This is a genomic window from Halomonas llamarensis (assembly GCF_023555005.1).
Lineage (GTDB): Bacteria > Pseudomonadota > Gammaproteobacteria > Pseudomonadales > Halomonadaceae > Vreelandella > Vreelandella llamarensis.
Map to the genome: position 1 here is coordinate 104,540 of NZ_JAMJPJ010000005.1, position 13,454 is coordinate 117,993.

The following is a 13,454-nucleotide window of genomic DNA, read 5'->3' on the forward strand; positions in this document are numbered from 1 at the left end:
CAGTGTTGACGGTCTTAAGTTCCATGCGTTGGGAGAGTCAGTGCGTTATGGTGCCAGTTCCTTACGCTTGCCTATGGCGGATGTGCCGCCAGCGTTGCCAATCTTCCGGGCGGTCAACGTCCCAAATGGTCTTAGGGTAACGAGCAGTTAACCTGCTAGCGGTAAGACGAGCGCAGGTCTCGGCGAATACGTGCTCGCTGCCCCACGGCATATCACTAAATAGCGTGGGGTAGTCGTCTTGAGTGCCAATCAGCCCATAGCCGCCGTCCTCGGCGGGAAGTATCACCACGTTATGGGTAGTGAGCTGCTGCGCGCAGGTGGTGATCAGGTCGCTGGTGATGCTCGGGCAGTCGCTGCCCATCACCATGGCGGGGCCGGGCGCGTCGCGAAGAGCGTGTCGCATTCGTGTGCCTAAATCGCCTTCTGGTTGAGGTTTCAGCGTGACGCCTAGCCGCGCACTTAGCGCGGTAAAGAGCCGGTGTTGGTGTTTCAGTGCGGTCCAGAGCGTCACGTGTTCTGCTGGGAGTGCCTGGCAGGCGTTGGTCACGCAGTGATGCACTAGCTCAGCGTGGGCATCGGCCGCGCCTTGTTCGCCTAGCAGCGGAATCAGCCGGGTTTTGACACAGCCGGGCAGCGGGGCTTTGGCAAGCACGTGCAGCGTGACAGGGGGGCGAGTGATAAAAGGCTCAGCGCACATGACGATATGCCTTCGCGAGCTCGTCGGCGCTAACGCCGCGCCAGTAGCGATAGCGCAGCCGCCACATGAGTAAAATAGTGCGCCAGACGCCGTGCTGATCCCAGCGCCTGCCCGAGCTTATTACGTGAGCACGTAAGCAAGCGGGGCGAGCAAGTCGCTTGAGCCGTTTAGTGATTTCGATGTCCTCCATCAAAGGTTGCTCGGGGAAACCCTCTACGGTGTCGAATACGTCGCGGCGCATAAACAAGGCTTGATCGCCGGTGGCGATTCCACTCAACCGTGAACGCAGATTGATCATCGCGCTGATAAGGGGTAGCCAACGGCTCTTGCCTTCCAAACGAATAGCAAACCGCCCCCAAGGGTGCTGCACTAGCGTCTGTGTGATCAGCTTAAGCGCATCGGGTGGCAAGTGTGTATCAGCATGCAGGAACAGCAGCGCCGGGGCGCTGGCATACTGCGCACCGAGATTCATTTGCCGTGCCCGGCCCGGTAGGCTGGTGATCACTCTACTTGCCAGTGGTTGGGCGATGCGCACGCTTGCGTCTACACTGCCGCCATCGACCACAATGATTTCGATGCCTTGGCTGCCCAACGATGTCAGTGCCGTTAAATGGTGCGCCAGGGCAGCTGCCTCGTTGAGCACCGTTATCACGATGCTGAGGTGAGGCGTCTTTTCAGCCGAGTTTTCAATTGAGTTTTCAACCGAGTTCAATCACCGGCCCTCCTGCTGCCTTGGTATCCGCGTGGTCGTGGGTGACCAGCAGTGCGGGGAGACCTGCGTCGCGCAGTTGGTTAAACACCAGCGTGCGCATTTCCTGGCGCAGCGCCGTATCCAGTTTGGAAAACGGCTCGTCGAGCAGCACCGCGCGCGGCTGGGAGAGCAGTAGACGCATTAACGCCACGCGCGCCTGCTGGCCGCCGGAAAGCGTGGCCGGGTCGCGGTCCTCGTAGCCTGAAAGCCCGACTTGGTGTAGCGCCTGGGCAAGCTGCGCCTGTTTGTTGGCCGTGCGCTGGGGGATGCCAAAGCGCAAATTGCCGCCCACGCTCAAGTGGGGAAACAGCAATGGATCCTGAAATAACAGCCCCAGACCGCGCTTTTCAGCAGGCAGGGTATCCAAGCGTGTATTCGCCAGAAAGACTTGCCCCTGGGCCTTGAAGACGGGCGACATAAACCCCGCCAGGTAGGCCAGCAGGGTTGATTTACCCGAGCCAGAGGGGCCCATGACGGTGAGCACTTCGCCGGGCGCAATGGCTCGATCGATAGCCAGCAGCGTTTCGCCATGCAGCGTGATCTGTACCTGCTGGATGAGCAGCGTCGGGTTCGGTGTCATGCAACTCCTCGCATCTGGCGACGTTTGGCCCAGGCTAGGCGCGGTATCAATAGCGCCAGACTAAAGCCGATAAAGGGAAGTAGGGCCTGGAGCAGTGCAAGGACGGCGATGAGGCGACGATTGCCTCCGGAAGCCATGGCCACCGCTTCGGTGGTGATGGTGGGGACGCGGCCACCGCCGAGTAACAGCGTGGGTAAATACTGGCCGATACTCACCGCCAAACTGACTGCGCAGGCGGTAAGCAGCGGCGCCAACAGCAGCGGCAGGCGCACCTGCCAGAAGGCCCGCCAGGGCGAGGCACCCAGCGAATGGGCAGCCTGCATCCAGCGCGGGTCCAGGCGTCGATAGGCTTCCGAAAGCGACAGGTAGAGATAAGGCGCCACAAACAGCAGGTGGGCGGCAATCACCAGCGCCATCTGGGGGCGAACGTTAATGCTTTCCGCGGCGACCACCAGGCCAAACAGAAAGGCGACCTGGGGCACAATCAGCGGCAGATACAGAAGCCACTGGGAGCGGCTCACCGGCAGATGATGACGTACTGCATTCTCAAGGGTTGCCACCACCATCACCGCGGCGCTCAGCGTGGCGGCTAGCCCCACGCTGAGCGTATTCAGCAGCGGGGTGGTGACGCTTGGCAAAATGCGCTGCCAGTGATCCAGGGTAAAGGTGCCGGGCAAGGCATCAGGAAAGCGCCAGAAACCGGCGACTGAAAAGATGACCAGCCCGCCAATCGCGCTGATGGCCAGCAACGTCGTGGTGGTCAGCAACAGTCGGCCGCCAACGGCGATCGCCATCGACCCCGTGTTTCTTGCTCCATTGATCAGCCAGCCTTGGCTGACCCGCTTGACGCACTGCTCCCCAAGCCACCAGGTTAAGAGTGCCGCAAGCGTGACACCGAGCTGCAATACCGCACCGGCGGAGGCCATGTAACGGTGGTCCAGGTCGGGGTCGTTGAACCAGCCAAGAATCGACACACTCAGTGTGGGCGGCAACGTCGGGCCGAGAATCATGGCCATATCGACCACCGAGGTGGCGTAGGCAATCACCGCGTAGACCGGCAGCCGAATCAATGGATACAGCACTGGAAAGACACTTTTCAGCCAGGCGATGTTCGCCGAGTAGCCCAGCGAGCGTGCCAGGGTGACGCGCCTCTCCGGGTCCAGTTGGGGCAACGCCGCCAGGCACATCAAGAGTAGAAAAGGCACTTCTTTGAGCACCAGCCCGGCCATTAGGGAAAGCCCCAACGGGTCGTTGACGATGAGGGCGTCTGGCGGGCGCTCCCAGCCGGTTAACCCAGGCGATACCCAGCGTACAAAAAGCCCCGAAGGGGCGATAAGAAAAGCCAGGCCAAAGGCGACTGCCGCATGGGGTATCGCCAGCAACGGCGAGACCAGCCGCCGAATGCCGCGATCCAGCCAGGTGCCTCGGCTGGCTGCCAGAAACAGTGCCACGATGGCGAGTGCCACCAGGGTGGTGATCAGCCCGCTCGCATAGCTCAACAGTATGGAGCGGTATAATCCAGGGCGCTGCCAAAGGGCCTGCCAGGCGTCAAAATGAAACGTCTCGCCGCCGAGTACCGGCAAGTAGCCAAACGCCGGGAGGATAACCATCAGCAGCCCCGCTGCTAATGGCACCACCAATACACTGATCAATATCCATGGGGCTAGACGAAGCAGCATCGACTAGTTCACGTAACGGGTTTGCCACGCCTCGGCCAGGGCATCGACCCAGCTGGGGTGGGGCTGGCCGAGCACCTTGCCAAGCTCGCTGGGCGGCAGTGTGGCGATGCCTAGATCAATATCATCGAACAAGGCGCGCTCTTCTGCGGAGAGCTGCTCCATGGAAAGAACGGTGTTACTGCCCCATACCTCAGGGTCCTGTTTTTCCGCCTGAGCCTCGGGGGACATCAGGTAGTTGGCCACCACCATGGCGCCCGCCTTGTGTTCGGCGTTGTAAGGAATTGCCATAAAACTGATATTGCCGATCATGCCGCTATCGTGAACGTAGCTGCGAACCGTGTCGGGAAGCTCATAGTTGGCGATAGCGCCAGACGCTTCCGTGGTGCTGAACGACAGTGCAATGCTGATTTCGCTATCGCCCATCAAGCTGCGCAGATCGGCACTGTTAGAGGGGAAAGCCCTGCCAGAGCGCCATAGATGGGGGTGCAGTTCATCCAGGTACGCCCAAAGCGGCGCGGTGGCTTCGTCAAACTCGTCTTCCTGCATCGGCGCGTAGAACACCTCGGTGTTATCGCTCAGCTCTAATAGCGCCTGGGTAATAAACGCATTGCCCAGGAAGTTGGGCACCTGTGGGTAGGTAAATTCGCCGGGGTTCTGCGCCGCCCAATCTAGCAGTTCCGGCATGTTGTCGGGGGGCTCTTCTACCAGCGCCGTATCGTAGTAAAACACCACCTGGGAGCTGCTCCAGGGCGACTCGAGCCCCTCGACCGGGATCGTCCAGTCGTAACGCACGGCGGGAGTGTTGTCCGGGTCGGTAAGCGGGTAGTTGGGCAGTGACTCTGCCCAGGGCCCAAACAGCAGATCGTTGTCTTTCATGGCGGCAAAGTTCTCGCCGTTAATCCAGATCATATCCACGCTGCCCGCGTCATCGTTACCCGCCTGCTTTTCGGCCAGCACGCGCGACACCGCTTCAGAGGTATCGCCGAGCTTGACGTGAACCAGTTCGATGCCATAACGCTCGTCCACCTGCTGTGCCACCCACTCAATATAAGCATTGGTGCGGGCTTCGCCGCCCCAGGCGTTCCAGTAAACGGTTTGGCCTTCGGCTTGTGCCAAGACGCTCTGCCAGTCGCTGGGGTCTGGGGCTGCCACGGCGGGAAGCGCCAGTGCCAGCAGGGGCGCTATCGACGCTAAGCGGCGGGTGTGACAGGGTTTCAGCATGGGATACCTCTTTTAGGATAAGCAAGGTCAGGGTGAGCAGGCGCTAACCGATTCGCGTGAATTAAAGTGTCACGCGTAGGCGCTGCAGTTCGTTTTGCACGTGATCGATAATGGGCGCCGATAGATAGTGCTCAACGCGGTCGCGCACGTGATCAATCAAGGCAGGGTCGGTGAGTTCCGCTGACCAGTCTTCGCCGCGCTGCTGGGCGTCCTTGGCCCGCAGGTGCTGGGCACGCCATTTAGCGCACCAGGTTAGCGACCACAACCAGGTCGCGCGACGGCAGGCCACCAGTGTTTCGGCGCTGGGTGATGGGGTCATGGCGGCTTGCCAGCGTCGGTAAAACCCGATGACCTCCTCCAATGTCAGCACCGCCTGGCTATTAAGGTCCCAGGTGGTAGAGGTGTAGAGGCTGGTATGGGCCAGGTCAATGCCTGGTAGACCGTAGCGACACTTCTCCAGATCGACCAGCACCGCGCGCCCCTGAGCCTCTATCAGGAAGTTGCCAGGGTGGGTATCAAAACTGATCAGGCAGCGCTCGGCGTCGGGCAGCTCCACCGGCAGGGCGGCCAGTTCATCGCGAATGCGGGAAATGACGGTGGCGCTTAAATCTGCCTGGTCCAGCCACTCTGCCTGACGGCCAACTTCCTCGCGCATGGCGCGCCATGGATCATTGGGGGCAAGCAGAGGAGCAGGTTGGTCTGGCAGCGGCAGCTGATGCAAGCTGGCTAATGTCTCGGCGATATACGGTAGATCTTCTGGTAGCTGAGCCAAGCGCCCCTTGATGGCATCCACCAACAGCCCGCCACGCGGCAGGGCACTGCTTACCTCAAGAAGGCCATGTAAACGCGGCACGTGGCCGCCCTGGCTGGCACGCTCGTAGCAGGCGGCTTCATAGGCGAGGTTGTCGGCTGGTGCTAGGTTCATCTGGCTTTGCTTGGGTAGCCGCGCCACCCAGTCGCCACCGTCACGGTGTATCCACACGTGGTCGTGGGCAAGCCCGGTATCCGCCATCGGTGATAGCGATTGATAGCTAATGTTGGCCTGTTGCAGCACTGTTTCCAGGGACTGCAGACGTGCCTCTAATGGTGTCGGCATGGCGTCATCCGTGTTGAACAAGTCTTTGTTGCCACGACTAAGTGGCTGTTCTAACGCCAACCTTACACGGTTTATGGTTAAAAATGATGCAGGCGTGGCGGAAGGGTGCCGTCAAGCAGCCTAGGTGTCATATCAAAAGCCCTAATTTTGCATGGGGATGTCATCTTTCCAGCGGAACCCTACACCACCGGCTTTCCAGACGCCGTCGCGATTGAAGGGGTGCGGGCCGGATAAATTGATGTACTGCGGCAGTTCAAAGTGGGGCGCCAGGTTCTGCGGGGACTTGATCGTCACGCGATCCATGATCCTAAGGCCTTGTTCTTCTACCGACATATGCGCTTCAGGCGCTGCCCGATGAGCCAGCGCCCAGTTATCAATGTAGAGCAAGTCGCCCGTGTCATAGTGATAACGTATGCCGTAGTTCTTTTCGAACGACGCATTCAACAGGTCGTTGTAGTCGTTGAAAAGCTGCTTCATTTCGTCTTCGTTGAGCAAGCGAAGCTGCTTGGTGGAAGCGGGTGTTTGCTGCAGTTCGTCGATGGAGACACCTTCCTCTGGTAGCCGCTCCAGCACTGCGCCGGTTATTCCCAGATGCAGCCATACGCTCTTGCGCCCCGAAATAGGGTGCGTGTGGACGACGGGGTGACTCACCCCTGACGCTGAGTTGACAGACACCAGTCGCTCCCAGAAGGCCTGCTTTTCCTCGGGCAGAACATCAAAGGCGGCCCCTTGGTGGGCAAAGTGAGTGCCGCCGCCTTGCTCAGGGGCACGCGCCATATAGTAGGCGGAGTGGGAGAACGTGGCGGCCTCAAAACTGCCATCGTTATGCCATTGCGGGCCCACGCCCAGGATACCGTAGCGGTTGTCATTGGAGCAGCGAAAGATATCCCGGTTCATGTCAGGCGTTGCCGGGTGGACGCCATGAGTGGAATGGATTTCACCCGCGCCCCACCATTTGCTTGCGTTGACCAGCTCATCGGCTGAGAGATCCGCCTGGTGCTTGAAGACGATGAAGCCCCGGTTCGCCATTTCCACCTCCAGCGCCTCAATAACAGGCTCGGGGAGTCGGTGACGAACATCAGCGCCGTATATCTCAACGCCAAGCGGTTCCAGCTGTTTGACCGTCAGGCCTGCTTTTTCAAACAGCGCCACACGGCCAGGGTCGAGCGGCGGTATGGTGGGTGGCGTGTTGCTAAATTTTTCGGAGGGTGTCCGCATAGTTGAAGCGACCTTAATGGGTGAATGTCGGACAGCTTCACTCAGCGAATGTCCGTGACAGGGTCCTGAGCGGCAGGAACAAACGGTCCTAATACATTGGTCAGGTGATGCTAGATTTTGTTCAAGATCCAATGAGTTCTCAGGCGGTAGGGTCAAACCATAACGCCTGAACCTTTCCAGTACCGTTATGGTTTCAGGCGTTATAGTCCGCATTATTTCCATCGTATCTCGCCCTCATTCCTGTGGCGTCAGGGCCTCATGAAACAGAGCTTCGACGCGCGCCTGGGTCCGCGCATACCAGGCCTCGTCCTTGGTCACTGCACCCTGGGCATTGATGGGGTGGGTGGGAATATGCAGGCGCATGTCCAGGCCCGTATCGCGGTGGGTAGTGACCTGCATCGAAGCAGAACGGCGCGCGGGGCCATAGGGAATATGCCGGGCCAGCGCCACTTGGTGCTCGCTGGTGGTGGCGAAACGGATGAACGCTCGGGCCGCCTCGGGGTTCGGGGCGCCGCGGGGGATCACCCAGGTCTCGTGTTCCTGGAGCTGGCCGTCCCAGAGGATCTCGATGGGCAGGTCACACTCGACCATGGCCGCGAAGAAGCGACCGTTGTAGCCGGACGCCATGACCACCTCGCCCTCCTCGAGCAGGCGCACCGGGGTGTCGCCGGCCTCCCACCAGTGGATATCGGCGATGCTTTGCAGCCGGGCGAAGGCCAAATCCAGGCCGCGGCGGGTACTGAGCAGACGGTAGAGTTCTTCCCGGGGTACCTGGTAGGAGAGCAGCGCCCACTCCAGATTAGCCGCCGGGGTGCGCTGCAAGGCCCGGGGGCCGGGGAAACGCTGTTGATCGAAGAGGTCGGCGATACGCGTAGGGCGCTCCCCGGGAAAGGCATCACGGCGATAGGCCACGACGGTGGCAAAGATCGAATGGCTGATAAAACAGCGCCCCAGGGCGCCAGCAAAGAAATCCTGAGATGCCGGCGTGCCGTCCGGCGCGGGGGCGGTCAGGTCGGGGGGCAGCGGCTCCAGCAGCCCCTCCTCGCAGGCCGCCATGGCCTCACTGCGGGTCATATCGATGACGTCCCAGCGGACGTCGTTCTGCGCCACGGCCTGGCGCAGCTTCGTCAGGCCGCCGTTATAGCTGTCCACTGCCACCGGTAGGTCGTGGGCGTCGGTGAAAGGGGTGAAGAGTGCGCGGCGCTGGGCTTGCTCGTAGGCACCACCCCAGCTCAGTACCGTCAGCGAATTGACAGCGTCGGGCACTTCCGCCCAGATGGGGGTTGCCAGGGCAAGCAGCCCGGCCAGAAGTCCCGGGATCCATCGTCTAGCCAGCACCGTGTTCCTCCCGTCTTAGAGCGTCGCTGTGATACAAGAAGGCGCGCGCAATGCTCGACTCATAGGTCACCCCCAGGAAACGCCGTTCGTTATCCACGACGGCGATGGCCTCGCCGGTGACCTTCTCTAACTGGTGCATTGCTTCCCAAAGTGATGAGTGCGGATCCAGCACGGGGCGAGGCGTCTCGGGACAGTCGGCCAGGGTTGTCGCCTGGCTGTTTTCGCGGAGGGTCTCCAGGCTCGCCAGGGTTACGCAGCCTTGGTAGCGCCCTCGGTCGTCCACCAGGTAAGCTTCTCCATGGCCCGCTTTGCTCAGGAACGAGATAGCCTTGGTCAGTGGGGTCGCGGGGTGCAGGGTGACGGCATCGTGGCTGATCAACTCGGTCAACCGCGTCTCCTGGAGCACGGCGCGACTTCGGCCAGCGGAGAGATCCAGGCCACGGCGGGCCAATTGAATATCGAACAGCGAGCGGCCAAACAACTGGGCGGCCAGCGGATTGGCGAGCGTCACGCTGGCCAGGGCGGCGGTGGTCAAGGCATAGCTGCCGGTGAGTTCGAAGACGATCAGCAGGGTGGTGAGAGGTGCGCCGAGTACCGGCGCGGTGACCGCGACCATGCCACACACGGCATAGAAGATGAACGTCTCCTGGCCGCCGCCCAGCTCGGCGACCAGGGTGCCCACCAGGGCGCCGAAAAGAGTGCCGATCACCAGCGCTGGGCTGAAGACGCCACCGGCGAAGCCCAGCCCCAGGCACAAAGCCGTCGCGGCCAGCTTGAGCAGCAGTACCATCAGCAGCTCGCCGCCGCCGTAGGCGCCGGGCAAGGTGGCGAAGCGCAGAGTTTCCTGGCCCATACCCAAGATATCGGGTACCCAAAGGGCGGTGAGGCCGAGCAAAGCCCCGGCTAGCGCGGGATGCAGGCTGACGGGCAGCGGTAGCCGCTTGGCTAGCTGCCCCACGGCAAGAACGGCATGCATATAGGCACCCGCCACCAAGGCACCCAGGCCACCCAGAACCAGGAAAAGGGCGAATTCCCAGGGTTGGGGCACGCCCGGCTCAGTGATATGGAACAGCGCCCCTTGATCCAACAACTGGGTGGCCAGCACATAGCCAACGATGGCGGCGGCCGCCACTGGCGCGAAGGCGCGCAGGGCATAGTGGCGCAGCACGACTTCGTGGGCGAAGACAATGCCTGCCAGTGGCGCATTGAAGGCTGCCGCAATGGCAGCGGCCACTCCGCAAGCGATGGTAATATTGTCTTCTGAGCGCCCCAGGTGCAGCAAGCGAGTGATCAGCGAACCGAGCGTCGCGCCAAGATGTACCAGCGGGCCGTACTGACCCACCGAAGCGCCGGCGCCCAACGATACCAAACTGCTTAACCCCGAGAGCGCACCCGCTTTGGCAGGTAGGCGACCCCGGCGGGTCTGGACAGCCGCGATGGCGTCGGCAGGGGTATGGGGGCGTCCCCCAGGAAGACCACGGTGCAGTTGGCCAACCAGCAGCCCCCCAAGGGTTGGTACCAGCAGGGTGGCGAGGATCACCAGGGTGGTGTTGGCCGCCATCATCTGGCCTCGGGGGGAGATCAGCAGCAGGTCGTTGAGCCCTACCACCGCATTGACGAAACCAACGGCGACCAGCGCCGCCACGCCCCCAACGATACTGCCCAATAGTACCAGGCCAAGAAAACGCAACACCTCCAGGGGGTGTCGGGCCGAAACGCTGTCTGTGCTGGGTGAGTCCATGTCCCAGTTATAGGCGTTATCGGACCGGCGGGCAAGGTAGCGCGAGCGCCATGCAGTTAGAGCTGCCTGGCGCCGGGTAGCTTACAACGTTGAGATTTTAGCTCGTTGCTCTTCCAGCAGCTTTTTGGCGGCCTGGAAGTCAGCGAGTTTGCCGCGTTCTTTTTCTACCACGGCTTCTGGGGCTTTGGCGATAAAACCTTCGTTGCCGAGCTTCTTCTCGATGCCGCTGATCAGCTTGTTCTGCTTTTCGATCTCTTTATTCAGGCGTGCAAGCTCGGTGTCCTTGTCGATTAAATCCGCCATGGGGACCAGCACTTCCATATCGCCGACCAACTGCGTGGCAGAGAGCGGGGCGTCGTCTGGGTTTTCAAGCCAGGTTATGCTTTCAAGCTTCGCTAACTTGGCGAGGAACAAGCGGTTTTTCTCCAGCCGCTCGGCGTCCTCTGGTTGGCCTTTGGTCAGCAGCACGTCAAGCGGCTTGCCGGGGGCGATATTCATCTCGGCGCGGATGTTACGCACCGCAATAATCACGCCTTTGAGCCATTCGATATCGCGCGTGGCCTGCTCGTCGAGCTTGTGATCAACGGCCTCGGGCCACGGCTGCACCATGATCGAGTCGTTGTCACCGCCGTGGGTGCCAGCAAGCGGCGCGATACGCTGCCAAATCTCTTCAGAGATAAACGGCATCATCGGGTGGGCGAGGCGCAGAATCGCTTCCAACACGCGCACCAGCGTACGGCGCGTTCCCCGTTTGCGTTTCGCAAGCTCCGCCGCTCCCGACGTCCTGTCTCCCGCGGCATTAGTACTTTCCTGTACGTCATCCTCCCACAGTACTGGCTTGGAAAGCTCCAGGTACCAGTCGCAGTATTCGTTCCATATAAACTCATACAGCGCCTGGGAGGCGTGGTCGAAGCGGTACTCTTCCATCGCCTTGGTGACCTGGGCTTCGGTTTTCTGCAGCTGGGAGATAATCCAGCGGTCGGCCAATGAAAGTTCGACCTCGCTGCCCTGACCTTGGGAAGAGATGCCGCAATCTTCGCCTTCAGCATTCATCAGCACGTAGCGTGAGGCGTTCCACAGCTTGTTGCAGAAGTTGCGGTAGCCATCCAGGCGGCTCATGTCGAATTTGATATCGCGCCCGGTGGTCGCTTGGGAGAGAAACGTGAAGCGCAGCGCGTCGGTGCCGTGGGGCTCGATGCCGTCTTTAAATTCGTCCTTGGTCGCCTTGGCAATCGCTTTGGCTTGTTTCGGCTGCATCATGTTGCCGGTGCGCTTTTCGACTAGGGTATCGAGTTCGATGCCGTCTATCAGATCGATGGGGTCGAGCACGTTGCCTTTGGACTTGGACATTTTCTGCCCCTGGCCGTCGCGCACTAGGCCGTGAACGTAAACCTGCTTGAACGGTACCTCGCCGGTAAACTTGAGCGTCATCATGATCATCCGGGCGACCCAGAAGAAGATGATGTCAAAGCCGGTGACCAATACGCTTGACGGATGGAAGGTCTCAAGCTCAGGGGTCTGTTCCGGCCAGCCCAGCGTGCCGAAGGTCCACAGCCCCGAGCTAAACCAGGTGTCGAGCACGTCTTCGTCTTGGGTTAGCGCAACGTCAGCTGCCAAGCCGTTTTTCTCGCGGGCTTCTTCGGCAGTGCGGGCAACGTAGATATTGCCTTCGGCGTCGTACCAGGCGGGAATACGGTGGCCCCACCACAGCTGGCGGGAAATACACCAGTCCTGGAGGTCGCGCATCCAGGCGAAGTACATGTTTTCGTAGTTCTTGGGCACGAACTGAATGTCGCCGTTTTCCACCGCCTCAATGGCGGGCTTGGCGAGCGTCTCCACGGCCACAAACCATTGGTCGGTGAGGTAAGGCTCAATGACGACCCCGGAGCGATCCCCGAAAGGTTGCATCAGTTTTTTGTTCTCGACCAGCGGCTGCTCATTGCCCTCGGCGTCAGTCGCCGTGACCGCTAAGTCCTCAGCTGTGACCACTTCCACGATCTGGCGACGGGCGTCAAGGCGGTCCAGCCCCCGTAGTTCGGTAGGCACAAGGTTAACCTCGTCCACGCTACCGATATCCTCTCCCCTCGCCGCTTTTGCCGCTAAGGTGGCACTCTCCTCGTAGGAGAAACCATCGCTGCGCATGTGCGCTTTACGATCCATTAGAGTGTAAAGCGGAATGCCATTGCGCTTGGCCACTTCATAATCGTTGAAATCGTGGGCACCGGTAATTTTGACCGCACCTGAGCCGAAATCGGGGTCGGGGTATTCGTCGGCGATGATGGGAATCAGGCGCCTATGTTCCTTCGGCCCCACCGGGATCTCGCATAGCTTGCCGATCAACGCGGCATAGCGCTCGTCGGCAGGATTCACCGCCACGGCACCGTCGCCTAACATGGTTTCCGGGCGAGTGGTGGCGATGGAGATGTAGTCTCGATTCTCACGGAAGGTGATATTGCCGTCGGCATCTTTTTCGATGTATTCGTAGCTTTCCCCACCCGCCAATGGGTACTTGAAGTGCCACATATGGCCATCGACTTCTTTGTTTTCTACTTCAAGGTCGGAGATGGCCGTTTCAAACTTCGGGTCCCAGTTGACCAGGCGTTTACCACGGTAGATAAGCCCTTCGTCATACAAGCGGACAAAAACTTCCTGTACCGCTTTATAGAAGCCATCGTCCATGGTGAAGCGCTCGCGGCTCCAATCCACACTGGCGCCCATGCGGCGTAGCTGGCGAGTGATGTGGCCGCCGGATTCCTCTTTCCACTCCCACACCTTATCGATGAACGCTTCGCGGCCCAGGTCATGGCGGCTTTTGCCTTCTTCGGCGGCGATCTTGCGCTCGACCAGCATTTGCGTGGCGATACCGGCGTGGTCGGTGCCCACCTGCCAGAGCGTATTGTTGCCCTGCATCCGCTTGTAGCGCGTCAGCGTGTCCATGATGGTGTCTTGGAACGCGTGGCCCATGTGCAGGCTACCGGTGACGTTGGGCGGTGGAATCATCATCGAGAACGGCTGCCCGTGGCCGGAAGGCGTAAAGCGGTTATCGGCTTCCCAGCGTTCGTACCAGCGGGTTTCGATCTGTTCGGGTTGGTAGGTCTTTTCCATGGAGTGGCTCACAGCAGAGATGCTCCGT

Annotated in this window: 10 protein-coding genes; all 10 read right to left on the minus strand. The window is 60.5% G+C overall.

The window, feature by feature from the left end:
* Positions 1-61: 61 nt before the first annotated feature.
* Positions 62-697, minus strand: a complete 636-nt coding sequence (locus M8006_RS05300; RefSeq protein WP_250080420.1) for a TIGR04282 family arsenosugar biosynthesis glycosyltransferase — start codon at positions 695-697, stop codon at positions 62-64.
* Positions 687-1,409, minus strand: coding sequence for a TIGR04283 family arsenosugar biosynthesis glycosyltransferase (locus M8006_RS05305; RefSeq protein ID WP_250080421.1), 723 nt, complete (start codon positions 1,407-1,409; stop codon positions 687-689). Before M8006_RS05305 ends, M8006_RS05300 begins: the two co-directional genes overlap by 11 nt.
* Positions 1,396-2,028 carry an ATP-binding cassette domain-containing protein gene (locus M8006_RS05310; protein WP_250080422.1) on the minus strand — a complete coding sequence of 211 codons (633 nt, stop codon included), beginning with the start codon at positions 2,026-2,028 and terminating at the stop codon, positions 1,396-1,398. Before M8006_RS05310 ends, M8006_RS05305 begins: the two co-directional genes overlap by 14 nt.
* Complete coding sequence (locus tag M8006_RS05315) at positions 2,025-3,707, minus strand: ABC transporter permease (RefSeq protein ID WP_250080423.1); 1,683 nt, start codon at positions 3,705-3,707, stop codon at positions 2,025-2,027. Before M8006_RS05315 ends, M8006_RS05310 begins: the two co-directional genes overlap by 4 nt.
* A 3-nt stretch (positions 3,708-3,710) precedes the next feature.
* Entirely contained in the window at positions 3,711-4,928 is a 1,218-nt protein-coding gene (locus M8006_RS05320) for an ABC transporter substrate-binding protein (protein WP_250080424.1), read from the minus strand.
* A 61-nt stretch (positions 4,929-4,989) separates the two neighbouring features.
* On the minus strand, positions 4,990-6,024 hold the full coding sequence (locus M8006_RS05325) for an aminoglycoside phosphotransferase family protein (protein WP_250080425.1): 1,035 nt from the start codon (positions 6,022-6,024) through the stop codon (positions 4,990-4,992).
* Positions 6,025-6,165: 141 nt separating this feature from the next.
* Positions 6,166-7,242: a TauD/TfdA dioxygenase family protein gene (locus M8006_RS05330; RefSeq protein ID WP_250080426.1), complete on the minus strand. Its 1,077-nt coding sequence runs from the start codon at positions 7,240-7,242 to the stop codon at positions 6,166-6,168.
* A gap of 234 nt (positions 7,243-7,476) precedes the next feature.
* The gene (locus M8006_RS05335) at positions 7,477-8,580 is read right to left on the minus strand and encodes an ABC transporter substrate-binding protein (RefSeq protein ID WP_250080427.1); all 1,104 of its coding nucleotides are present in this window, start codon (positions 8,578-8,580) and stop codon (positions 7,477-7,479) included.
* Positions 8,570-10,321: a chloride channel protein gene (locus M8006_RS05340; RefSeq protein ID WP_250080428.1), complete on the minus strand. Its 1,752-nt coding sequence runs from the start codon at positions 10,319-10,321 to the stop codon at positions 8,570-8,572. The genes M8006_RS05335 and M8006_RS05340 overlap by 11 nt, the downstream gene beginning before the upstream one ends.
* Positions 10,322-10,402: 81 nt before the next feature.
* Positions 10,403-13,426, minus strand: a complete 3,024-nt coding sequence (locus M8006_RS05345) for a valine--tRNA ligase (RefSeq protein ID WP_250080429.1) — start codon at positions 13,424-13,426, stop codon at positions 10,403-10,405.
* Positions 13,427-13,454: the final 28 nt, after the last annotated feature.